Raw genomic sequence first — 23,083 nt, 5'->3', positions numbered from 1 at the left:
CCTCACCTAACCCGTAAAACGCTGTCCTTTGCCAAAACGGATGATAGTCATTTTGCGCGTACACTCAACTTTATTAACCATTATAATCAAACTAAATCAGCTTGACATTTACCACTACCGAAAATTCTTCTATATTGAGATTATTATAAGCGGCCAATAATAAAGGTAATGCCTGTCTTTCTTTAAATAATTCAAGTTCCTTAATTCTTTTTCGAGCTTCTCTCAAGCCAATCCAGAATGGATCAGATGAATTAGTTAATGCGTTATAGAGCTGAGCATCTTTTTCAAGATCGTCTAATAGATCAATGACATCAATAGATGTTCTAACCATTTCTTTCACTGCTCGAAATAAATATTCCTGCCTTATTAATTTATGCTTTGATATCCAATAATGGCGCAAAAAGGCTGGGAGTGTATCAAGTCCCACAGTGTCTACAATTCTTTGCCACTTTTCCTTAACATGTACTAAATCAGTTCGCGTAGAAACGGAAAAAAGATAATTTTTAAGTAAATCTGTTACTGTTAAATCAACGCCACGGGAGTTTAATGTTTCAAAAACTGTATAAGCGCTAACCTCATTTTCTACCACTATTTGTATAAACATAAGCCTTTCAGCCACTCTTTTATTTAAAAATATGGCTATTTGCTCTCCATTAGGATTATTGTTAAAATATTTTTGCAGAATATTCCTGAAAAAATTATAAGCTTTCCAAAGTAATTTGTCGGAATCTCGTAATGTTCTCTCATTAATTGGTGCTCGGAAAACCATTAAATGCGACTGATAAAAACTATTATTATTTTCATTTAATGCTAACTTAGCTGAATAAGTTAGCGATGCAGGATCTTTATCACCTAAGAATTTGCTACTTAGTAGACTAATCCTTTCTTTGTTAGGCTCTTCATCAATGCCTTTATCAATTAAGTCCTGAATTAGTCTTATAGTGGCCAAAGCTACTATACTTAAAGTGGCTAACCGTTGTTGTCCGTTAATAATAGTGTACCTTTTGTCGCCATGATTCTGGAGTACAATTGAACCCATATAATGTATAGAATCATTGTCAGTTATAGATGTTATATCATTCCATAAGTCTTCCCAATGATCTTCCTCCCATGAGTAATCTCTTTGATAAGTTGGCACTTGATATATTTTGCCGTTACCAATAATATCGCTGAAACTTACAGTGCTGGTATCTAATAGATTGTTAACTGCCATAATTGAATTATCATAAATATAGTAGTTGGTTAATCGTGTTAACTTATAGTTTGGCACGTTAACTAACAGTTGTTGACAGTAAATTCTCTCACCCCTTCCGAATGTCACCCCTTCTTCAACTCCTTCGCCCAGGCATCTTTCAGCGTCACGGTTCGGTTAAAGACGGGCCGCTCAGCGGTGGAGTCGGGGTCGAGGATGAAGTAGCCTTTCCGCATAAACTGGAAATTAGTTTGCGAACCCGACCGGGCCGCTTCCACCAACGCCGGTTCGACAAACGCCCGCACCACGTCTAATGAGTTGGGGTTCAGCAACTCCCGAAACTCCCGCTCGTCGGCAGCCGGGTTCTCGACCGAGAACAGCCGGTCGTACAACCGCACCTCGGCTTCAACCGCATGGAGTACCGACACCCAGTGAATCGTACCTTTCACGCTGATGCCCGACGTATCGGAACCGCTCCGGCTTTCGGGAATGTAGCTACAGCGAAGTTCGATAATCTCGCCCGCATTGTCTTTTACGACTTCGTCGCATTTGATGATGTACGCACCCTTGAGCCGCACCATGCCACCCGGAAACAGCCGGAAGAATTTCTTCGGCGGGTTTTCCATGAAATCGTCGCGCTCGATGTACACCTCCCGACTGAACGGTACGTCGCGTTCGCCCGCGCTCAGGTCTTCGGGGTTGTTTTCTATCCGCATGATTTCCTCGCGGCCAGCTTCATAGTTCGTGATGACGAGTTTCAGCGGTTTTTCGTCGAGCACGGCCATTACGCGGTGGGTGGTTTTGTTGAGTTCTTCGCGCAGGCAAAATTCCAGCAACCCCACGTCGATGAGGTTGTCGCGTTTGGCAATCCCAATGCGGTCGGCAAACTCGCGGATGCTGGCAGGCGTGTAGCCCCGTCGCCGAAGCCCCGCGATGGTTGGCATTCGGGGGTCGTCCCAGCCGGTCACGTGACCATCCTCCACCAATTGCTTCAGTTTCCGCTTGCTCATGACCGTGTAGGTCAGGTTGAGCCGCGCAAACTCAATCTGGCGCGATGGGAAAATGTCGAGTTTGTCGATAAACCACTCATACAGAGGCCGGTGTACTTCAAATTCCAGCGTGCAGAGCGAGTGCGTAATATGCTCGATGGCGTCCGACTGCCCGTGGGCGAAGTCGTACATGGGGTAGATGCACCACGTGTCGCCCGTGCGGTGGTGGTGCGCGTGTTTGATGCGGTAAATGATCGGGTCGCGGAGCTGCATATTCGGCGATGCCATGTCCACCTTTGCCCGAAGCACTTTGGCTCCATCGGGATAGTCACCGGCTTTCATGCGCCGGAACAGATCGAGGTTTTCGTCAACGCTCCGGTCGCGGTACTGGCTCATGCGTCCTGGCTCGGTGGGTGTCCCTTTCTGGGTGGCAATTTCCTCCGAGGTCGAATCATCTATGTAGGCTAACCCTTTCTGAATCAGCGTTTCGGCGAACTGATAAAGCTGGTCGAAGTAATCGGATGCGTAGAATTCGTTTTCCCACTCGAAGCCGAGCCAGCGCACGTCGTTCTTGATGGAATCGACGTATTCGGTATCTTCGGTGACGGGGTTGGTGTCGTCGAACCGGAGATTGGTTTGGCCGCCATATGTATCGGCCAGCCCGAAGTTCAGGCAGATGGATTTGGCGTGGCCGATATGGAGATAGCCATTGGGTTCGGGCGGAAAGCGGGTATGAATACGCCTGTCGTTTTTACCGGAGGCCAGGTCTTCTTCAACAATTTGTTCAATAAAGTTGAGCGAGTCTCCAGCGTTGCTGCGGTCAGCCGCGCTGGTTGAGTCGGGAGTAGTTTCGTTCGGTTCGTTTGTTCGGTCGGCCATGTCGCTTAATCACTACGATAAAGTTCCGAAATTACATCCTTTGGCCGGGTTTGGCAAACGAAAGGGTAGGGATGCTGAAACGAATGGATAGATAATGGCGTCGAACCCGCATGGAGCGTAGCTTGAGGAAACAGGTTGGTGGAGCAGCCGTAAGTAGCTGATAAATACCAAAAATTCTCCGTTATGAACGTTAGTTTATAGGGGTATTCTACGCAACAGGACGACCGAAAAATTACCTAAGTAGCCTAAAAGCAGTCGTTAATTTATTGGTACTGAGCGAACAAAAAGGTAACTGGAACGAGTTGTGGGATAGTACACACCGTTGACTATCAGCCAACGGCGTCTCATAGTCGACGGTATATGAAGAAAATAATTACCGGCTTTCTTGTTATGATTGGGTGGTTTTTGTCGGCTGACACAATCTCGCAGAAGCCAACCGATTCGCTGTCGAAACAGGCCTTTCTGCCAGATTGCATTCAGTATGCATTAGGACATCAACCCCTTGTGCAGCAGTCGGTTATTGACCAGGCAATTGCTGAACGCACGATTCAAAGCGCTCTGGCCGCGTGGTATCCGCAACTTGGGGCTTCCTATAACGTGCTGCATTACCTCAAGCTGCCCGTTACGCTCATTCCCGATGCCGCTACCGGCGAACGACGACCCGTTGCATTGGGCGCGCAGAATACGTCTACCGTTTCACTGTCACTATCCCAAAGTATTTTTAACCGTGATTTGCTGTTAGCCAGCCGAACCGCCGATGCCTATCGCGCTCAGGCGACACAGGTCACGGTCAGAAACAAAATTGATGTGGTTGTGACGGTCAGCAAGGCGTTTTACGACGTGATTCTGACGCAACGGCAGGTCGATATTCTGGCCGAGGACATTACCCGCCTGCAACGCAGCCTTCAGGATGCAACCAACCAGTATCAGGGGGGCATTGTGGACAAAACCGACCCGCTGCGGGCAACCATCGCCCTGACGAATACCCGCGCTCAGCAGAAGCAATACCGCGATTTGGTGGGAGCGAAGGTGCAGACGCTGAAGCAGTTGATGGGCTACCCGCCCAATTTGCCCCTCACGCTAACCTACGACACCCTGCAGTTAGCCAATGAAATCACGGTCGATACAACCTTGCTGGCCAATCCACAGAGCCGCATCGAATACCAGCTTCTGCAAACCCAGGGGCAATTGCTGGACGCCAACGTTCGCTATAATCGCTGGGCCTATCTGCCATCGGTGAACGCCAACGCCAACTATAACCTGCTGTTTCAGAACAACTTTTTCGGCCAGCTTTACAGCCAGACGTTCCCGAACTCGCTGATTGGCCTGTCGGTGGCGCTGCCCATTTTTCAGGGGGGGCGACGGATTCAGCAAACGAAAATTGCTGAGTTGCAGGTTCAGCGATTGACCTGGGATTTGGCCGCCCTGACGAGTGCGGTCGATGCCGAATACGCACAGGCATTGTCGAATTACAAAGGCAACCTGGCAAACTATCTGGCCCTGCGCGAGAACCAGATGCTCGCGCAGGATGTGTACCGAATTATCAACCTGCAATACCGCTCCGGCGTGAAAACCTACTTAGACGTGACCATTGCCGAAGCCGACCTGCGAACGGCCCGGCTAAACGTATTTAATGCACTTTATCAGGTATTAATCAGCAAGTTGGATGTGCAGCGGGCATTGGGCGCAATTCAGTTTTGAGAAAATGAGTCTATTGCAAAGTCGCGTAGCGACGCCAGGTTTGTAGACCGGTGAATTCACTCAGGTAGGGCCCCCTTTCCCGAGGTCCGTGTCCTCACGGACCGCTTTCGCGTCAGAAAAAACCATCCGGACGAACGGTCTGTGAGGACACAGACCTCGGTGGTGACGAATTAAACGTGGATAACGAACAAAATGAAATCCAATAGTAAGGTATTTTTGTTGATAGCAACCGTCTTGTTCTTCGCTGCCTGTGGCGACAAGAAAGAGACTCAGCAGCAGGCTCCTCCGCCCCCAACGCCCGTTACGGCGGTGAAGGCTACCAAAGGCAATGCCACATATTACGACGAATTCCCGGCAACCGTAACGCCCCTGCTCGAAGTGGAAATTCAGCCGCAGGTAGCGGGCAACATCACGGGCATTTTCTTTCAGGATGGGCAGCACGTCCGGAAAGGGCAGAAACTCTACACCATCGACCCGCAGCAATACCGCGCGGGCTACGACCAGGCCGTAGCGAACCTGAACGTTCAGAAAGCGAACCTGAACCGCGCTCAGAAAGACGCGGATCGCTATACCACACTGGCTCAGCAGGACGCTATTGCCCGGCAGGTGGTCGATAATGCAACGGCTACGCTCGAAGCGGCCAAAATGCAGGTCGAAGCGGCCCAGGCAACCATTCGGCAGGTGGGTACGAACCTGAAATACACCACGATTTACGCCCCGATGGATGGCACCATTGGCATCTCGCAGGTGCGGCAGGGCGCGGCTGTGGCTCCCGGTTCTGTGCCGCTCAATACCATCTCGTCTGACAATCCGATTGCCGCCGATTTACAAATAGATGCCTCTCAAATTCCGCGTTTCCTGAAACTACAACATCAAAAAAACAGCGTCCGGGATTCAACACTCATGCTGTTGTTGCCCGATGGCAATTCCTACAAATATCCCGGCTCACTGCGTATTGTCGACCGGGCCGTTGACCCGCAAACGGGTACGCTGCGAGTGCGAATCGCGTTCCCGAACCCGGAGAAGCAACTGAAACCGGGTTTGAACGCCAACGTTCGGGTGAAAAACAGCACGGGTGACGCCCAGTTGCTGATTCCGTACCAGGCCGTGACGGAGCAGATGAGTGAATATTTTGTATTCGTCGTGGGCGACAGCAGTAAAGTGACGCAGAAAAAAGTGACCCTCGGCGCCCGCATCAATGACAAAGTCATCGTGAAAAACGGCCTGACCGAAGGCGAAACCATCGTAACGGAAGGCACGCAGAAAATTCGGGAAGGGGCGGTGGTAAAGGTTAATAATCAATGAGTGAATGAGCGAATGAGTGAATAGTTGCATGCGCCAGTTATTCACTCATTCGCTCATTCGCTCATTCACTCATTTAATTATGCTCGCAGAAATCTTCATCAATCGGCCCGTTACTGCCATCGTCGCGTCCGTCGTGATTGTGGCGCTGGGGTTACTGGCACTGTTAAGTTTACCCGTCAGCCAGTATCCCGACATCACCCCGCCCGTTGTGCAGGTGTCGGCCACCTATACCGGCGCCGATGCCCAAACGGTGGAGCAGACCGTAGCAACGCCCATCGAAACGCAGGTGAACGGAACGCCGGGCATGAGTTATGTACAGACCAACGCCACCAACGATGGCCGGATGACCATGAACGTCACCTTCGACGTGGGCACGAACGTCAACATTGCGGCCTTAGACGTGCAGAACCGCGTAGGCATTGCCCAGCCGCAACTTCCCGAAGAAGTGACCCGGCTGGGCGTTGTGGTTCGCAAGCGGAATCCATCGCTGTTCATGCTGGTCGCTATTTACTCGCCGAACAAAACGCATAATGTCTCATTCTTAGATAATTACGCCAATATCTACATCCGCGACGCGCTGCTTCGGGTACCGGGTGTGGGCGATATTTTCAGCCGGGCCGATGATTTCAGTATGCGTATCTGGCTCAAACCCGACCGGCTGGCCCAACTCGGCCTTACCTCCGACGATGTGGTGGCGGCCCTTCAGGAGCAGAATTTACAGGTGGCGGGTGGCTCGGTGGGGGCCTCTCCGCAACCGGCTTCGCAGGCGTTTGAATACACGGTTTTCACCAACAGCCGGCTGAGCAAAGAAGACGAGTTCAAAAAGATTGTGGTGCGCTCTGACCCGGCTCGTGGCTCGCTCGTTTACTTAGAAGACGTTGCACGGGTGCAGTTGGGCAAATTTTCCTACGCCAGCAACTCGTTTGTCGATGGCAACCGGGCGGCTTACCTGCTGGTGTATCAACTGCCGGGTAGCAACGCGCTGGCAACGGCAAAGGGTGTTTATGCCGCAATGGACAACCTAAAAAAGACATTTCCGACTGATGTGAATTATGTGGTGCCGTTCGAGTCGGTTTCGGTGATTCAGGTGTCCATTGAAGAGGTGGTCAAAACACTGGGCGAAGCCCTGCTGCTGGTTGTGCTGGTCGTGTTTTTATTCCTGCAAAGCTGGCGGGCTACACTCATCACGATGCTGGCGATTCCGGTGTCGATTATCGGTACGTTTGCCTTGTTTGTGCCACTCGGTTTTACCATTAACACCCTGACTCTCTTTGCGTTTGTGCTGGCCATCGGCATCGTGGTCGATGATGCGATTGTGGTGGTCGAAGCCGTACAGGTGAACATCGACAAGGGGATGTCGCCGAAAGAAGCAACCCGGGAGGCCATGCGCGAAATTTCGGGGCCGGTTATCGCCATCGCGCTGATTCTGGCGGCTGTATTCGTGCCGGTTGGGTTTATTCCGGGCATTGTGGGGCGGCTCTATCAGCAGTTCGCCATCACCATCGCTGTGTCGGTGCTGATTTCGGCGTTTGTAGCCCTCTCATTAACGCCCGCACTTTGTACGCTGCTGCTGCGTCCGATGCATATCGACGAAAAGGCGACGGGCTTAAACAAGTTCTTTTACAGATTCAATCGGTGGTTCGAGCGGGTAACCAACGCCTACTCAACCGGGGTTCAGCGGCTCATCAAAGCAACGCCCTTAGTCATTGTGGGGTTGGTGGTGCTGTACATCGGAACGGGGTTCCTGTTCCGGGCCAAACCCACCGGGTTTATCCCAACGGAAGACGAAGGGCGGCTGATTGTGACCTACGAAATTCCCGAAGCGGCTTCGACGGCGCGGAGTTTGGTGGTGCTCAACAAGGTGATGGACGTGTTGAAAAAACAGCCCTACGTGGCCCATTTCTCAGCGTTGGGCGGCTTAAATGCCATTACGTTTGCGTCCAAGTCCAACAGTGGCACCGTATTTATTCAGCTAAAACCCTGGGATGAGCGCACGGAGCGCGGTTTGCAGGCTGATTCGCTTGTTATTAAACTGCAACGGGCGTTGTCGGGCCTGAACGATGCGCGGTTGCAGGTTATTCAGCCACCGGCCATTCCGGGGCTGGGGCAGAGTTCGGGCTTCACCTTCGAGATTCAGCAGCGCGAAACCAACGACGATGTGCGGGCGTTCGATGGGGTGGTACAGAACTTCCTGGCCGAAGCCAACAAACGGCCCGAAATAGCCCGGGCGTTCTCGTTTTTCACGGCCAAAACCCCTGCCTATCGCGTTGAGGTAGACCGGGAAAAGTGCAAAAAACTCGGACTTTCGGTCAGCAACGTGTACCGAACGATGCAGACCTATCTGGGTAGTCAGTATGTCAACGACTTCATTATCTACGGGCGCAAATTCCGGGTGGTGGCCCAGGCCGACACCGCGTACCGGGCTGACGTAAAATCGCTGAATCAGTTTTATGTTCGCAATCAGGGTGGGCAACTGATTCCGATGAGCGCCGTGATTAAAACCAGTGTCATCGAAAATGCCCCGCTTATTTCGCACTTCAACCTGTTTCGGGCGGTCGAACTGAACGGCGGGTCCAAGCCGGGCTACAGCAGCGGTCAGGCGATTCAGGCCCTGCGCGAGGTGGCCGACAAGGTGCTGCCTGCGGGGTATTCCTACGATTTTTCGGGTCTGAGTCGTGAGGAAATCAACGCCGGGAGCAGTTCGGTTTATATTTTCGCGCTTTCCATCGCGTTTGTCTTTTTGTTCCTGGCGGCTCTGTACGAAAGCTGGTCGGTGCCGTTTTCGGTCTTGCTGTCGGTGCCCATCGGCGCGTTCGGGGCCATCGTTGCGCTGCTGTTGTTTCCGTACCTGAACAACAATATTTATGCCCAGATTGGCCTGATTACGCTCATCGGCCTGGCCGCCAAAAACGCCATCCTGATTGTTGAATTTGCCAAAGAGCGGGTGGATAGGGGCGAAGACCTGCTCGAATCGACCATCGAAGCCGTCCGGCTGCGGCTACGCCCCATTCTGATGACCTCGCTGGCGTTTATTCTGGGCGTGCTGCCGCTGGCCTTAGCGAGTGGGGCCGGTGGTGTTGCCCGGGCCACCATTGGCCGCACGGTGCTGGGCGGTATGCTGGCGGCTACCTCGCTGGCTATTTTCGTGGTGCCGGTGTTGTATGTTGGCATTACGCGCCTGGCGTATGGAAAGAAAGGATTAGACGCCTTGAAGAAGACCGCCAAGAAGGCGGACGAAAAACCTCAGGAGCAACCGCAGATGGTGGATAAATAGTTTGTAGTTTACGGTTTATAGTTAGCGGACGCATGGTTACGTGCGCCAGCTATAAACCGTAAACTACAAACAACCCTTATGAAAGCCATTCTCTGCCACGCCTACGGCCTGCCCGACACGCTCACCCTCGAAGAGATTCCCTCGCCAGTGCCCGGCCCCGGCGAGGTGCTGATGCAGGTCAAGGCGTGCAGCCTGAATTTCCCGGATACGCTCACCATCCGAAATATGTACCAGTTTAAGCCCCCGCTGCCGTTTTCGCCGGGCAGCGAATCGTCCGGCGTAGTGGTGGGCGTAGGCGAGGGGGTAACGCATCTGAAATCCGGCGACCGGGTGTTTGCCTTCGGGTCGCACGGTGGGCTGGCCGACCAGCGGGTGTCGGATGCCCGCGCCACGATCCCCATTCCTGATGGGATGGACTTCGTAACGGGTGCTTCGACACTTTACGCCTTTGGCACGTCGTACCACGCCCTGAAAGACCGCGCCCAACTCAAATCTGGCGAAACTTTACTGGTGCTGGGGGCTGCCGGGGGCGTTGGCTTAGCCGCCGTTGAGTTGGGGAAACTTATGGGGGCTACTGTCATTGCCGCTGCGTCGACCGGCGATAAATTGGCTGTTTGCCAGCAAAAAGGCGCCACGCACCTCATTAACTACACCACCGACGACCTGCGCGAACGCATTAAAGACATCACCGCAGGGAAGGGCGTCGATGTGGTGTATGATCCGGTTGGGGATAAATGGGCTGAACCGGCCATCCGGTCGCTGGCCTGGCGGGGGCGATATCTGGTGGTGGGTTTCGCCGGGGGCGAGATTCCAAAGATTCCGCTCAATCTGGCACTGCTCAAAGGTAGTTCACTGGTGGGGGTGTTCTGGGGGATGTTTGCTCAGAAAGAAGTTGCGTTGAATGCCAAAAATATGCAGGACATCGCCACCTGGGTCATGCAGGGTAAACTATCGCCCCATATCGCTAAACTTTATTCATTGGCCGAAGCCCCGCAGGCCCTGACCGACATGATGGAACGCCGGGTTATCGGCAAGGCCGTGGTGGTGCTATCCTAATCGGGGGCTCACCTCGTTCCGCTGCTCAGCCAGAAGTGTATCCGTCACAGCCATCGCTTCAACCGGCTGAAATGCCCTGTTTCGGTCGATCAGCCTATTTAACCGCTCCACCGACGAAGCCGAGCGAAGACCGTCCGGGGGCGTATTCAGGACATAATCCAGCAATTGGTCGAGCGTTGAGGTCGCGACGTGCATCCGGGTGTCTGAGGAAGCGTAATAAATAAACACCCGGCCATCGTCGTCTAAAATCCAGCCGTTGGCAAACGTTACGTTCGAAACGTCGCCAATGCGCTCTTCGCCATCCGGCGCAATGAAATACCCGGCTGGTTTGTGCGTTACCTTCGTCAGGTCGTTGAGGTCGGTCAGGAACAGATACAGCACGTAGCGCAGGCCCGCTGCTGTGTTCCGAACGCCGTGGGCCATGTGCAGCCAGCCTTTGTCAGTCCTGATGGGAGCCGGTCCCTGCCCGTTTTTAACTTCATAGACCGTGTGGTAGTGCTTTTCGTCGACAATGTATTCGGTCTCAATAACCGCGTTTTCCATCGAATCGGCCAGGCCGAAACCGATGCCTCCCCCCGTGCCCGCTTCGATGAAGCCATCCTGCGGGCGGGTGTAAAAGGCGTATTTCCCGTTCACAAATTCCGGGTGCAGCACCACGTTGCGCTGCTGGGGCGATGGCGTTTTAAGGTCGGGCAGGCGTTCCCAGGTGATCATGTCGCGGGTGCGGGCAATACCGCACTGCGCCACCGCCGACGATTCGTCGCCCGGTCGGGCATCGGGGTCTTTTCGCTCGGTGCAGAACAGGCCGTAGAGCCAGCCATCTTCGTGCCGTACCACCCGCATGTCATACACGTTGCCGTCGGGTACGTCGGTTTCGGGCATGATGATGGGTCGGTCCCAAAATCGGAAATTATCCACACCATTGGGGCTTTCGGCCACGGCAAAAAACGACTTCCGGTCTACGCCTTCCACCCGTACCACAAGCAGGTAGCTGTCGTTCTGTTTGATGGCCCCGGCGTTGAAGGTTGCATTGATGCCGAATCGCACCATCAGGTGGGGGTTTGTGTGGGGGTTGAGGTCATACCGCCAGAACAGCGGGGTATGCTCTGCCGTTAGGATGGGATGCCGGTAGCGGTCGAAGATGCCGTTGCCGATGGGCTGCGGGCTGTTTTCGCGGGTGAGTAAATCAAAATGGGCTTCCTCTAACTGAGCCAGGCGTTTGGTGAATAGGGAGTTCATGTTGTCAATGCGTTAGTGCGTCAATACCCGCTTCAGCGCCACTTCAGGTGCATCGGCGGGGAGCTTGTCCCACCAGGTTTTTTTCAGAATAAAGGCGCAGACGGCCAGAATGCCCAGCGTAATCAGGAACTCGGTGTTCATGTTGATAATCAGATACATGGGCAGCATCGTCAGGCAGCACTGGGCCACAATGCCCACCCCGACGTTGAGCATATCGAGCCGGAAGTTTTTGTTGGCTTCAAAGGCGTGGTCGTCGGCTTCTACCTTCGCCTGAATCGGTCCCCAGAAACCCCAGGGACGGATGGTTTTATAAAAGGTTTTCAGGGTTCGTTCGTCGGTGGGGGGCGTCAGCAGCGAACCGGCCACGCACCCGGCCAGCGACAGCCCAAACAGCAGCGGGAAGTAGTACAACTCCAGCGTTTCCTCAAAAACATAGGGCAGCACCAGCGCCGGAACGATACCCGCCAGCATTCCCCAGAAAAAACCACTAGCATTGAACCGCCACCAATGCCACTTCAGCACGTTGGCCGCCACGTACCCCCCGTACAGGGCCGACACAATCCATTGCAGGATGCTGTTGACATCTTTGGCGAAAAATCCCAGCAGCACACCCACACCCGCCACCAGCAGACCCGACCCGTAGTTCATGCTGGCAATGCGGCTGTTGGTCGCTTTAGGCTCGACGTATTTGAGGTAGATGTCGTTGACGATATACGCCTGAGCTGCGTTGAGCGTCCCGGCAAACGTACCCATGAAAGCCGCCAGCAATCCCGCCAGCAGCAGCCCCATCAGCCCCGCCGGAACGAATTGGAGGATGGCTGAGGGCAGAATTTTTTCGAAGTCGATGCCCGAACTGGATGGTCCCAAACCGGATGGTCCCAGACCGGATGGACCAGTCGCTGACCTCAGGTCAAGCTGGTCGTAATGAAGCAGGGCCAGCACGGTGAACCCCATAATCATGGCGTAGCGGACCGGCAGCAGCACGATGGACACAATACCGCTCATTTTAGCCGCTTCCTGGGGCGATTTGGTCGAAAGTATTTTCTGCATGTCATAATTTGGGGCCGGACCGGCTAAACTCGCCAGAATGCCTTTGAAGCTCATCATCATGAAGAAAATGCCGAACAGCGAGTAGCCATCGGATTTGATTTTGGCATTCACTTCGCCGATGATGCCGGTCCAGTTGAGGTCGTCTAACCGCCAGCCGAAGAAGGGGGTGTACCAGCCTGCCGGAACGTTCAGGGCCTGAACGCTCAGGTTATCCATCGCGATCCAGGCAATCACGACAGCGGCAAGGCTCATGATGGCGTATTTGAGCACGTCGCCAATCACGATGCTGGTCATGCCGCCCAGAATGGCGTAGAACACCGCAATGGCGGTGAAGATGATCCCGTAGAAATGCGGTACGTATTCGGCTGACACCGCGAAGGGTACGTAAGCCTGGATAGTCTGGAACGGTATGAAAATCTCGACGAATTTCCCCAGGCCGACGAAGCCATACGCCAGAAAGCCCAGACAGGCCAGCAGCGCAAATACGACAACGATGGTGTGGGAGGCCGTGACGCCCCACCCACTCGTGCCGAAGCGTGTACTGATCCACTCGGCCCCAGTCGTCACGTTGGACCGGCGCAGCCAGACGGACAGGTACATCATCATGAAAATCTGGTTGAATACCGGCCACAGCCAGGGAATCCAGAGGCTTTTCAGCCCATACACAAACGCCAGCGATACCATCCACATCGTACCCGAAATGTCGAACATATCAGAGGCATTGGACAGGCCGAGCATGTACCAGGGCAGGGTTTTGCCGCCCAGCATGTAGGCTTCTTTACTGCGGGAAGCCCGTTTTTTGAGCACTAACCCCAGCGCGATAACGGCCACTAAATACGCAACGATAATGCTGATGTCGAGCGTAGAGAGTTTCATGGTTCAGTACACCACCGGGTGACGTTTAACGTGGGTAAATGTATAAGCATAGATTGTCTTCTATATAATACTTATTTAGCATTCTATAGAACAGGCTGTATAAATTAATACGAATTGAATCGGGATGTCTCGTATAAAACCGTCAATCGAAGTACTGTTCTAAGGTTTGTCTTCAGTATTCCCATTAAAGCAAATCTCTATTCGCCGGCACTGCTTTAATACTTTTTTAACTGTAGCGTTGATGTATATTTGCCCTGCCTGATTGCCGAATAACCTGAACGACCCATGACCACAATTTACCGGGAGATAACGCCACTGACCCAAAGTGACTGTTTCACCCTCTTTCACCGAACCGAAAAAGTCTTCGATTTTCCCCTGCATTATCATGAGGAGTTCGAACTGAATTTTCTGGCCAATGGCAAGGGTGTAAAGCGTATTGTTGGCGATCATACCGAGCCTACCGGCTATTTTGATCTGGTACTGGTGGGCAGCAACCTGCCGCACGGCTGGTTCGATCCAACCGGTTCCTGCAAAGATGTTCGGGAGGTGACGATTCAGTTCCACCGGGATCTGTTCGACGATAAATTGCTCAAACGAAACCAGCTTAGCTTTATCCGCACGTTGCTGGAGCGGTCGGCGAAGGGCATCCTTTTTTCGCAGGAGACGGCCGAACGGATGCAGCCACGGCTGGAGGCTCTGACTCAGAAAAACGGCTTCGATTCGGTGCTGGAACTCATGTCGATTCTGCACGACCTGTCCACCTCCCGTAACATGCGAACCCTTTCCAACACGACCTTTACCAACGACCAGATCAACTACAACAGCCGCCGGATCGAGAAAGCGTTTTCGTTCATGCACGAAAGTTACGACAAAGAAATATCGCTGGCCGACGTGGCTAAATTAGTTAACATGAGCGAGGTGTCGTTTAGTCGATTCATCCGAAAACGCACGGGTAAAACCTTCATTGAAAGCCTGAACGAAATCCGGCTGGGGCAGGCATCCCGGCTGCTGATCGACACGACCCACACCATCGCCGAAGTTTCTTACCGGTGTGGCTTCAACAACATGTCGTATTTCAACCGAATCTTCCGCAGCAAAAACGGCTGCACACCCCGCGAGTTTCGGCAGAATTATTCCGGCACGCGCGTATTCGTGTGAGGTTCAGGCCTACCGCGTGAGCAGGCCTGCATCCAGCACAAACTGCGAACCCGTGATGTAGCGGGCTTTGTTGGAGACTAAATACAAGACCATCGCGGATACATCTTCCGGCTCAACCCACGGAACGGGCAGCAAATTCCCCGCCGACCGTTCGGCGATGGCCTGCGTGGTGGTGCCTTCCAGTTCGGCCAGGCCGTCGTTCATGGGCGTGTTTACCCCAGTCGGGTGAATGGAGTTGACCCGAATGGTATAGGGTGCCAGTTCGATGGCCCACGATTTGGTCAGGCCGACGAGACCCCACTTTGAGGCTGCGTAGTGGCTCAGCCGGTTCATGCCGCGCAGGCCCGCAATGGAGGAGTTGTTGATGATGACGCCCGATTTTTGGGCCATCATCAGCGGAATCACACGCCGGGCCACTAACCAGGCCCCTTTCAGATTAATGTCGAGCATAGCGTCCCATTCGGCTTCGGGAAGTTCGTGGGCTAATCCATAGGCGCAAATGCCGGCATTGTTGAACAGGATGTCGATGCGGGAAAACTGCTCCTGCGCGGCATCGACAGCCCGGCGGATGTCGTCGTCGCTGCGAACGTCGCCCGGTGCGGGCAGACAACGAACACCAAAGGCTTCACATTCCAGCTTCAGGCTGTCTAACTCGCCCGTCGACCCCATTGCATAGCCCGGATAGGCTAAGGTTTTCGCCAAATCAAACGCCACAATATGGACACCTTCCTGCGCTAAGGCCAGCGCTACGGCCCGCCCCTGCCCATGAGCCGCCCCGGTAATAAACGCCACTTTTCCTGTTAAATCAGCCATAAATGGGAGTTATAAGTCGATGGTTGTCAGTCCGTAGTCGATTGTAAATGGTCAGGAGTACTACGTTCGCACGATTTGCAGCCCGCCAACGATCGACTACGGACTGATGACCATCGACTTGCTGTATGGATACAGGTACTCATCAATCTCGACCTGCAGCACATTGTTGAAGACGTTGGTGGCAATCATCTGCCCGGCAAACGCGACTAATACGACGAGTTGCTCATCCGTAAAGTGCTGGCTGATGTGCTCAAACAGGTCATCGGTCACTTCGCCTTTATGCTGGGCAATTTCACTGCCGAAATCAATCAGTAGCTGTTCATGATCAGTCAATTGCAGGGATTCGGGGTGTTCGCCGTTGTCGATGATGATGCGCCGGAAAAACGTGGTGCAGAGCGGGCAATTTGAACTTTCCGACACCGCATGGGCGAACAGGTACGCCAGTCGATTGCCCAGTAGTTCCTTCACTTGCTCATACAGCGGATACCACTGCATATACACCTGAAACGACAGCAGCGACCGGCCCAGCGTGGCCTTCATGTTGGTGATGCGGCTGCCAGCGTAATGGGCAACGTGTTCATCGAACGCAGTTTGCACGTCGGGCGGGGTTTCGATGGGGCGAAGGGGCGTAATGCGGGGCATCGTAGCAGAAGCGTTTGTTGAGTAAATATAAGTCTTAGGGGTTTTGGATAGCGTTTATCAGTAATCAAAACGCACAGAAGAAGGCTATTTAGCTGGCAGGCAACTGAATGATAAACTCGGTGCCTTCGCCTTCCTGACTTTCCACCGTCAGGGTACCCCCGTGCCCTTTGGTAACGATGTCATAACTCAGCGACAAACCCAGTCCCGTGCCTTCGCCCGTTGGCTTGGTGGTGAAGAACGGCTGAAAAATCTTCTCCTGCACGTTCCGGGACATCCCCGTTCCGTTGTCGGTCACCCGAATCTGGATGCCTGTCTTGGTCTTCAGCGTGCTCACCGTGATGGTGGGCTTGTAGGTAGCCTCACCCTGCTTTTGCCGCTCCCGCACGGCATAAAAGGCATTGGTAAACAGGTTCAGCAACACCCGGCCCATCTCCTGGGGCATCACCGGTACCTGCCCCAGGGTGGAGTCGAACTGAGTTACCAAGTCGCAGTTGAAATTTTGGTCTTTGGCCCGCAGGCCATGATAGGCTAAGCGCAAAAACTCATCGGCTAAGGCGTTGAGGTTGGTGGGCTGCACCTCGCCCGACGAGTTGCGGGAGTGCTCCAGCATTCCCCTAACAATGCTGGAAGCGCGCTGGCCGTGGTGGAGGATCTTGGTCAGGTTGGCTTTGAGGTCGGTCAGGAGTTCGGTTTCCAGGTCGGCGTCGGGCTGGGGCTTCTGGTGTTCGTCGACCAGTTCGTCGACCATCTCGGCGGAGACTTCGGAGAAGTTATTGACAAAGTTGAGCGGGTTCTGAATCTCATGGGCGATACCTGCCGTGAGTTCGCCCAGAGAGGCCATTTTCTCTTTCTGGACTAATTGGGTTTGGGTGGTTTTTAGATCCGTGAGGGCCTGCTGGGTCTGGTCGCGCTGGTGCTGGAGTTCCTGCCATAGCCTATTCGCCTGTTTCTTCTGGCTGTTGTGGCTATAGAGAAGCGTTAGCAGGCTGGCAATCAGAACCAGCACGGCCAGTGAGGTGTAGCGTAGCTGACGTTGCAACCGGATGGCTTCGGGCTGTAGTTGTTGGTCTTTTCGGAGCCGGGCTACTGGCAACTCATTATGCCGATTGCCCAGAAGCGTGTCGGCCTGAGAGGGAGTAGCCAATACCGTCTGCAGGCTGTCGATCCTCCGGTTCTGGGCCAGAATGGGCGATAAGGCCAAAAGTACCAGGAAGACCGACAGCAAACGAATCATCGGGAGGACTGTGAAAAATAGTGTAGATAGAAAAAATGACCTGGATGAGTGAAAAATAGTGTGGATAAAGGTTTCTATTGCACCGTCGTAAACAGGCTGTAGGTGCCCAGCAACCAGTCGGGAATGGTCTGAATGTGTGTCTTGCCGGCACTGGTAAAGAGTTGTACCGTTTTGCCCGCACCCCGCGCCTGCATGGCTTCATAAGCATTCTTCGAGTTCAGGTAATACACCTGCGGATCGGCGTCGCCGTGGTAAAGTTGCAGGGGCGTCAGCGGCTTCCAGTCATAGACGTTATTATCGGCCACGGCGTTCAGAAAGGCGGTATCTGTACCTTTCAAAATACCGTCTTTAAAAGAATCCGTGAGCACCTGGTCAAAGCTAATGTCGAGGGTAGCCAACTGCCGGTTTTTCTGAATTTCGGTTAGGTACGGCTCTTTAAAATAGAACGACAGGGGCCGGTTGAGTTTATAGAGTTGATCGTAGGTCAGCAGCACCCACAAAAACGCCTGGTTCCACTGCGCTACCCCCGCCGATTTCTGGGTGAGCAGAGCCTTCATGAAACCCGTTTTATCATAGGCCCCCGCCCCGCAGGAAACCCCCCGCAGGTTAAATTCGGCCGGCGCTTCTTCCTGCATCTTTTTGTAGAGGGACATGGTCGCGAAACCTCCTTCCGAATAGCCCGTCAGATACAGCCGCGAATCCCACTTGATGGCAGGGTTATCGCTGATGTACTCCCGCGACGCCCGCAGCATGTCTAAACTGGCCTGCGCCAGACTGGCCCGGTGTTCGTAAGTATGCGGCAGGTTTCTCGACTCGCCAAACCCAATATAATCCGGGCAGGCAATAATGTACCCGATGGACGCAAAAATAGCCGACACCTGGTAGGCTTCGCTTCCGGGGCCGAAATTGGAGGGAGCGTCGGCATCACTGAAGATGGTGCCATGCTGCTGACTAATCATCGGAACGGCATCGGTCGTGGTGGGCAACAGCAGCAGGCCCGATGCCTGGATGTCGCTGCCGTCCCAGTTTTTGGTTTTATACACGAGTTTAACCACCGATATGCCCTGGCGTAGTAAGGCCGCATAAATGGGGTTGATAACGGCTGCCTGGGCGGCCAATTGATCTTTGGTCAGGGTGGCAATGCTGGTGCTGCTAACTAAGTACTGATTGGCCGTGGGCTGGGGGTCTGTGGTTGGGGAGGTGCAACCCGCCACACAAAAAACGAGGACGAAAACCACCGGCAGCGAGCGCCATGATTTTAAAAACCTAAAGGGTGTCATTGGCTTGAGTAATTTACAATTGAACGTTTTTAAGATAACGACTTTTACGGATTTGCCAATTCAGTAAAAGTCGTTATTGGGAGGATAGAAGGCGGAAAGCCAGGAAAATTTAAAAGAGGAAGGCTGACACGTTTAAGGTGGTGGATTGATCAGGTAACCGGGACAACTCTTTTAGCGGTGAGGTAAACAAAGGTTGATGAATTTTCGCACAGGGCCTATCACTCCTGTTACCAATCCTGTCACAAATGGGTAATCAAACGGCTACGAGGCCGCCCATGCGCCGATAAAGCAGTACGTTATGCGTTATTGATTGTTGCAATAAGCTACTAAGTAGTTACGCAGAGCTATCAACTTTGACAAAGCTGATATTGTATCTCATTGATTATCAGAGCTATCAGCTTTGTCAAAGTTGATAGCTCAAGTACTTAACCAATAACTTATAACTTACTGCTTACATAATCCGTTGGGGTTTGCTGATAAAATTCCCGGAAGACTTTGGTGAAATACGAAGGGGACTCAAAGCCCGTTAAATAAGCCGTTTCTGAGGCATTATGGCCCGCCCGCAGCAGGTCGATGGCCTTGCGGAGCCGGTACTGACGAATGAGCTCATTGGGCGACAGATGCAGCAACGAATGTACTTTAAGGTACAGGGTTTTGCGACTCATGGCCAACTGGTCGGCTACCCATTCGACACTGAGTGAGGAGTCGTCTAACCGATCCTCAACGAGTTGATACAGCCGGCGCAGAAACTGATCCTGCATGGTTTCGAGGGGAGCCGGTGCATCGGGCTGGGCAAACTGCCGCCGGTATTGTTCCCGCAACTTCTGCTGGCGACTGAGCAGGTTGCGGATACGCAGCCGCAGTTCACCCATGTGGAAAGGCTTCGTAACATACTCATCGGCGCCAAACTCGAACCCCTTTAGCCGGCTGTGCTGCTCGAGACTGGCCGTGAGCAGCATTACAGCAATGTGGTTCGTGGCCGGGTCGGTCTTTACCTGCTCAATGAGGGCGTAACCGTCCATGCGGGGCATCATCAGGTCCGAAATGATCACATCGGGCAACTCCTCTTTGGCCAGCAGCCAGCCTTCGTAGCCATTGGCCGCCGACCGAATCCGGTAGGTCGTGGCCAGTTCGGCCACGATAAACTCCCGAAGTTCCGCATTGTCTTCCACCACAACCAGCAACGGTGTACTGTCGGATAACGTTGAATCAGCGCTACCGGCTGGACCGTTCGTTAGAAGCGGTAGGTCGATGTGCAGGGTCGGGGCAGCAAGGGGCTGAGCTTCGGGACGATGGCCCGCCTGCTGAACCGGAATCTCCAGGATAAACCGGGTGCCCGGCGGCTCGGCGGCTCCCGCCACCCAACTCTGAACGCTAATGGTGCCGCCCAGCCGGGCCGTCAGTTCATGCACTAAGGCTAAGCCAATGCCCGTACCTTCGTAGGCGCGCGTGCGGGATGTGTCGACCTGGTAGAACCGGTTGAAAATATGCGGGAGTTTATCGGCGGGAATGCCAATGCCGGTATCGCTCACGGTCAATCGGGCGGTTGTGAACGTCTGAGAAAGCTGAATCGTGATGCCGCCGGTTTGGGTGAATTTGATGGCATTGGACAACAGATTGTACAAAATCTTCTCCCATTTGCCAGCATCGAAGAGGTAATTACCGGGGGGTATATCCGTCTGATAGGTTAGGGCCAGTTGCTTGATGTCGGTGGAGGGGCGAAACAAATCCACCAGTTGCTCAACAAAACCCGGTAAGTCGCCTACCTCGTTAACTAAGTCCATTTGCCGGGCCTCCAGTTTGTTGATGTCCAGCAATTGGTTAATTAGCCGCAGCAACTGCCGGGCATTCCGACTCACAATCGACAACTGCTGCTGATAGGGCGCGGGCAGGTCAGCGGTTTCCAGCAACGTATCGACGGGCGAAACAATTAGCGACAGGGGAGTACGTAGTTCGTGGGTGATGTTAGCAAAAAAGCGGGTTTTCATTTCATCAACGGCCTTTAACTCAACCGTTTCCCGTAGCTGGTTCACGAACCGTATTGTTTTTTCGAGCGTGGCTTCGAGGTCTTTGAAGTTGACGGGTTTGGTCAGAAAATCGAACGCGCCCCGGTTCATGGCCGTCCGAATGTTGTTCATGTCTCCATAGGCCGTTACCATAACGGTGCGGATAATCGGATTAACCTCCGATAGTTTAGCCAGCAGGGTCAGCCCGTCCATACCCGGCATATTGATATCACTCAGGACAACATCAATATCGGGTTGCTGCTCAATAACGGTTAAGGCTTCCAGCCCGTCGCGAACATAAATAAATTCATACTGACTGGTTTGAATTTGCCGCCGGAAAAGCTGTTTGAAAAGTGTCTCCAGATCATCCTCGTCATCGACCAATAAAATTTTCGTTTTCATCAATCTGCGAGCTTACGCTCCATGAACTTGCTTTGTTGGCTACCAGCCCGACAAAAATAATAGAGTTCCCGGGCAAAGCAATAGGGGCCTGTTGCACGGACACGACACGTAACGTTCACACCCCATCAGGAATCTTTAGGCTGATGGGGTTGTGGGTCGGTAACGGGCAAATCTTCCTCAGATGAACCGTCGACGGGAGTCGCGGACCGGGGCAATTGAGGATTGATGGTGTCCAGTTCATGGGTCTGGAAATTCATGTGAACCGACGCTGACTCAGGAACGACCGATTCCTGCTGACAGGCGGCTAAGCCCCCCATTGCACTGATTACTAAAGAAAGGATGATTAGGCGGGAAGCGACGAAGGAAAGAAGGTGCGTTTTCATGGCTGACAAACCGTTACATTGTTGGGTTAAAAGTGGTATCCGCTTTGGATAAGTCAAAGGTCTCTCCCAGCGCACAAACGCCCTGTCCCATTTGGGTCAATACCTACTACGTTTGGGACAGCACTAACCACCCCCAACCGAAACGTCGGCCCGGCAGCCGTGCGATTCCGCAGCGAACTGTGCGAAATCGCACATTTTTTTAAGAATAAACTTGTGCAACTAATTGATTGGCAGGCTATTACCCTCTGGCACGTTGTTTGGCTCTCTATAGGAGCAATACAACACAACCAATGGATACAGAACTTGCCCCGGCAGTAGCCACCCGTTCCCGAAACCGTAAACTACTCATCGGCGGGGGCGTTTTGCTGGCGGTGGTGGCGGCAATTTTCGGGTTGCGTAATGCCATTAAAACCTCCGTTGACGCCGATAAAATCCGCACGGCAACGGCGGAGATTGGCCCCGTCGAAAACGCCCTCAACGCAGCGGGCGAGGTGATACCCGCCTACGAGCAGATTTATACCAGCCCCATTCGGGCCAGTATCCGGCGGGTGCTGCTCACGCCCGGCACTGCGGTAAAACCCGGTCAGGCCATTCTCGATCTCGACAAATCCCTGACCCAAATCGAACTCGAAAAACTGAACGACCAGTTGGCTCTGAAACGCAACGGTATTGATCAGCTACGCATGAAACTGAATAAAAGTCTCTACGATGCCGAAGTGACCGACCAGATTAAGCTGCTCAGCATCAACCGGTTGCGGGCAGAGTTGGAGGGCGCCAAACGATTGCAGAAAGTAGGCGGGAGTACTGGCGAAGAGGTCACCCGTGCCGAAAACGCCCTGCGCGTGGCCGAGTTAGAGAAAAAACAGTTAGAAAACGACCTCGCCTACAACCGGCAATCCATGAGCGCCAGCCTGCGCGAAACAACCCTACAGGCTCAGATTGAAGAAAAGAACCTGAAAGAGCTGACCCACAAACTCAAACAGGCCGACATCATTGCCGACCGGCCCGGTGTGCTGACCTGGGTCAACGAACACGTCGGCTCGTCGGTGAATGAGGGTGAAATGCTGGCCAAACTGGCCGATTTAGCCAGTTTCCGGGTCGAAGGGTCGTGTTCCGACGTCTATGCCGACCAGGTCAAAACGGGGTTGCCTGTGATTGTGAAGGTGAATGAAACGAACCTGCGGGGGCTGATCACGCAGGTGAAACCCGCCGTTAAAAATGGCGTGGTGCAGTTCGTGATTCAGTTGGATAACAGCCGGCATGCGTCGCTGCGCCCGAACATGAAAACCGATGTGTTTGTCGTGACGGACCGGGTGGCGCGGGCCGTCCGGGTAGCCAATGGACCGGCGTTTAAGGGCAAGCGGACGCAGTTCATTTATGTAGTAACCAAAGAAGGTGCTGTAGCCCATCGGCGGGAAGTCGGGATTGGCTTGTCGAACTTCGATTTTGTGGAGATTAAGCAGGGGTTGCAGGCGGGCGAACGAATCATCCTGACCGACATGAGTCAGTATGAGCATCTGGAGGAAATTACTATTGAGCCCAAACGCTAACCCGCTATGAACCGCATTTATAAACTCATGATTTTCTCGTGGCCTGTGTCCTCA

At 53.4% G+C, this 23,083-nt stretch carries 16 protein-coding genes; 6 read left to right on the top strand and 10 right to left on the bottom strand.

What is annotated here, in order from left to right; genetic code table 11:
• Positions 1-91 precede the first annotated feature (91 nt).
• Positions 92-1,213: a DUF262 domain-containing protein gene (locus ACYVI1_RS22435; RefSeq protein WP_460913057.1), complete on the bottom strand. Its 1,122-nt coding sequence runs from the start codon at positions 1,211-1,213 to the stop codon at positions 92-94.
• Positions 1,214-1,317: 104 nt separating this feature from the next.
• Complete coding sequence (locus tag ACYVI1_RS22430) at positions 1,318-3,060, bottom strand: glutamine--tRNA ligase/YqeY domain fusion protein (RefSeq protein ID WP_460913056.1); 1,743 nt, start codon at positions 3,058-3,060, stop codon at positions 1,318-1,320.
• Positions 3,061-3,420: 360 nt separating this feature from the next.
• Here ACYVI1_RS22430 and ACYVI1_RS22425 point away from each other — a divergent pair, with 360 nt between their 5' ends.
• The 4 genes from ACYVI1_RS22425 to ACYVI1_RS22410 all read left to right on the top strand — a co-directional run bounded on the left by ACYVI1_RS22425 (position 3,421) and on the right by ACYVI1_RS22410 (position 10,396).
• Positions 3,421-4,761: a TolC family protein gene (locus tag ACYVI1_RS22425; protein WP_460913055.1), complete on the top strand. Its 1,341-nt coding sequence runs from the start codon at positions 3,421-3,423 to the stop codon at positions 4,759-4,761.
• A gap of 192 nt (positions 4,762-4,953) precedes the next feature.
• Entirely contained in the window at positions 4,954-6,066 is a 1,113-nt protein-coding gene (locus tag ACYVI1_RS22420) for an efflux RND transporter periplasmic adaptor subunit (RefSeq protein WP_460913054.1), read from the top strand.
• A gap of 79 nt (positions 6,067-6,145) precedes the next feature.
• The gene (locus tag ACYVI1_RS22415; RefSeq protein ID WP_460913053.1) at positions 6,146-9,340 is read left to right on the top strand and encodes an efflux RND transporter permease subunit; all 3,195 of its coding nucleotides are present in this window, start codon (positions 6,146-6,148) and stop codon (positions 9,338-9,340) included.
• A gap of 78 nt (positions 9,341-9,418) precedes the next feature.
• A complete protein-coding gene (locus tag ACYVI1_RS22410) occupies positions 9,419-10,396 on the top strand; it encodes an NADPH:quinone oxidoreductase family protein (RefSeq protein WP_460913051.1) in 978 nt (325 codons plus the stop codon).
• On the opposite strand, the gene ACYVI1_RS22405 is transcribed toward ACYVI1_RS22410, so the two are convergent.
• Together ACYVI1_RS22405 and ACYVI1_RS22400 are read right to left on the bottom strand one after the other, a co-directional pair.
• A complete protein-coding gene (locus tag ACYVI1_RS22405) occupies positions 10,388-11,635 on the bottom strand; it encodes a glycoside hydrolase family 130 protein (RefSeq protein WP_460913050.1) in 1,248 nt (415 codons plus the stop codon). The genes ACYVI1_RS22410 and ACYVI1_RS22405 overlap by 9 nt on opposite strands.
• 12 nt (positions 11,636-11,647) lie before the next feature.
• Positions 11,648-13,561 carry a sodium:solute symporter family protein gene (locus tag ACYVI1_RS22400; RefSeq protein ID WP_460913049.1) on the bottom strand — a complete coding sequence of 638 codons (1,914 nt, stop codon included), beginning with the start codon at positions 13,559-13,561 and terminating at the stop codon, positions 11,648-11,650.
• Positions 13,562-13,846: 285 nt separating this feature from the next.
• Here ACYVI1_RS22400 and ACYVI1_RS22395 point away from each other — a divergent pair, with 285 nt between their 5' ends.
• Positions 13,847-14,719, top strand: a complete 873-nt coding sequence (locus ACYVI1_RS22395; RefSeq protein ID WP_460913048.1) for a helix-turn-helix domain-containing protein — start codon at positions 13,847-13,849, stop codon at positions 14,717-14,719.
• A gap of 9 nt (positions 14,720-14,728) precedes the next feature.
• On the opposite strand, the gene ACYVI1_RS22390 is transcribed toward ACYVI1_RS22395, so the two are convergent.
• The 6 genes from ACYVI1_RS22390 to ACYVI1_RS22365 form a co-directional block, all read right to left on the bottom strand.
• Positions 14,729-15,532, bottom strand: coding sequence for a mycofactocin-coupled SDR family oxidoreductase (locus tag ACYVI1_RS22390; RefSeq protein ID WP_460913047.1), 804 nt, complete (start codon positions 15,530-15,532; stop codon positions 14,729-14,731).
• A 96-nt stretch (positions 15,533-15,628) separates the two neighbouring features.
• Positions 15,629-16,174: a carboxymuconolactone decarboxylase family protein gene (locus ACYVI1_RS22385; RefSeq protein WP_460913046.1), complete on the bottom strand. Its 546-nt coding sequence runs from the start codon at positions 16,172-16,174 to the stop codon at positions 15,629-15,631.
• Positions 16,175-16,262: 88 nt separating this feature from the next.
• Positions 16,263-17,408 carry a sensor histidine kinase gene (locus tag ACYVI1_RS22380; RefSeq protein WP_460913045.1) on the bottom strand — a complete coding sequence of 382 codons (1,146 nt, stop codon included), beginning with the start codon at positions 17,406-17,408 and terminating at the stop codon, positions 16,263-16,265.
• A 74-nt stretch (positions 17,409-17,482) separates the two neighbouring features.
• Positions 17,483-18,688: a lipase family protein gene (locus tag ACYVI1_RS22375; RefSeq protein ID WP_460913044.1), complete on the bottom strand. Its 1,206-nt coding sequence runs from the start codon at positions 18,686-18,688 to the stop codon at positions 17,483-17,485.
• A gap of 437 nt (positions 18,689-19,125) precedes the next feature.
• Positions 19,126-21,096: a hybrid sensor histidine kinase/response regulator transcription factor gene (locus ACYVI1_RS22370; protein ID WP_460913043.1), complete on the bottom strand. Its 1,971-nt coding sequence runs from the start codon at positions 21,094-21,096 to the stop codon at positions 19,126-19,128.
• A gap of 125 nt (positions 21,097-21,221) precedes the next feature.
• Complete coding sequence (locus ACYVI1_RS22365) at positions 21,222-21,479, bottom strand: hypothetical protein (RefSeq protein ID WP_460913041.1); 258 nt, start codon at positions 21,477-21,479, stop codon at positions 21,222-21,224.
• Positions 21,480-21,769: 290 nt separating this feature from the next.
• On the opposite strand from ACYVI1_RS22365, the gene ACYVI1_RS22360 reads away from it, so the two are divergent.
• The gene (locus ACYVI1_RS22360; RefSeq protein ID WP_460913040.1) at positions 21,770-23,029 is read left to right on the top strand and encodes an efflux RND transporter periplasmic adaptor subunit; all 1,260 of its coding nucleotides are present in this window, start codon (positions 21,770-21,772) and stop codon (positions 23,027-23,029) included.
• Positions 23,030-23,083: the final 54 nt, after the last annotated feature.

The organism is Spirosoma areae (genome assembly GCF_054781775.1).
Note: the sequence above shows the minus strand (reverse complement) of the source record. Positions and strands in the feature narration are given on the sequence as shown.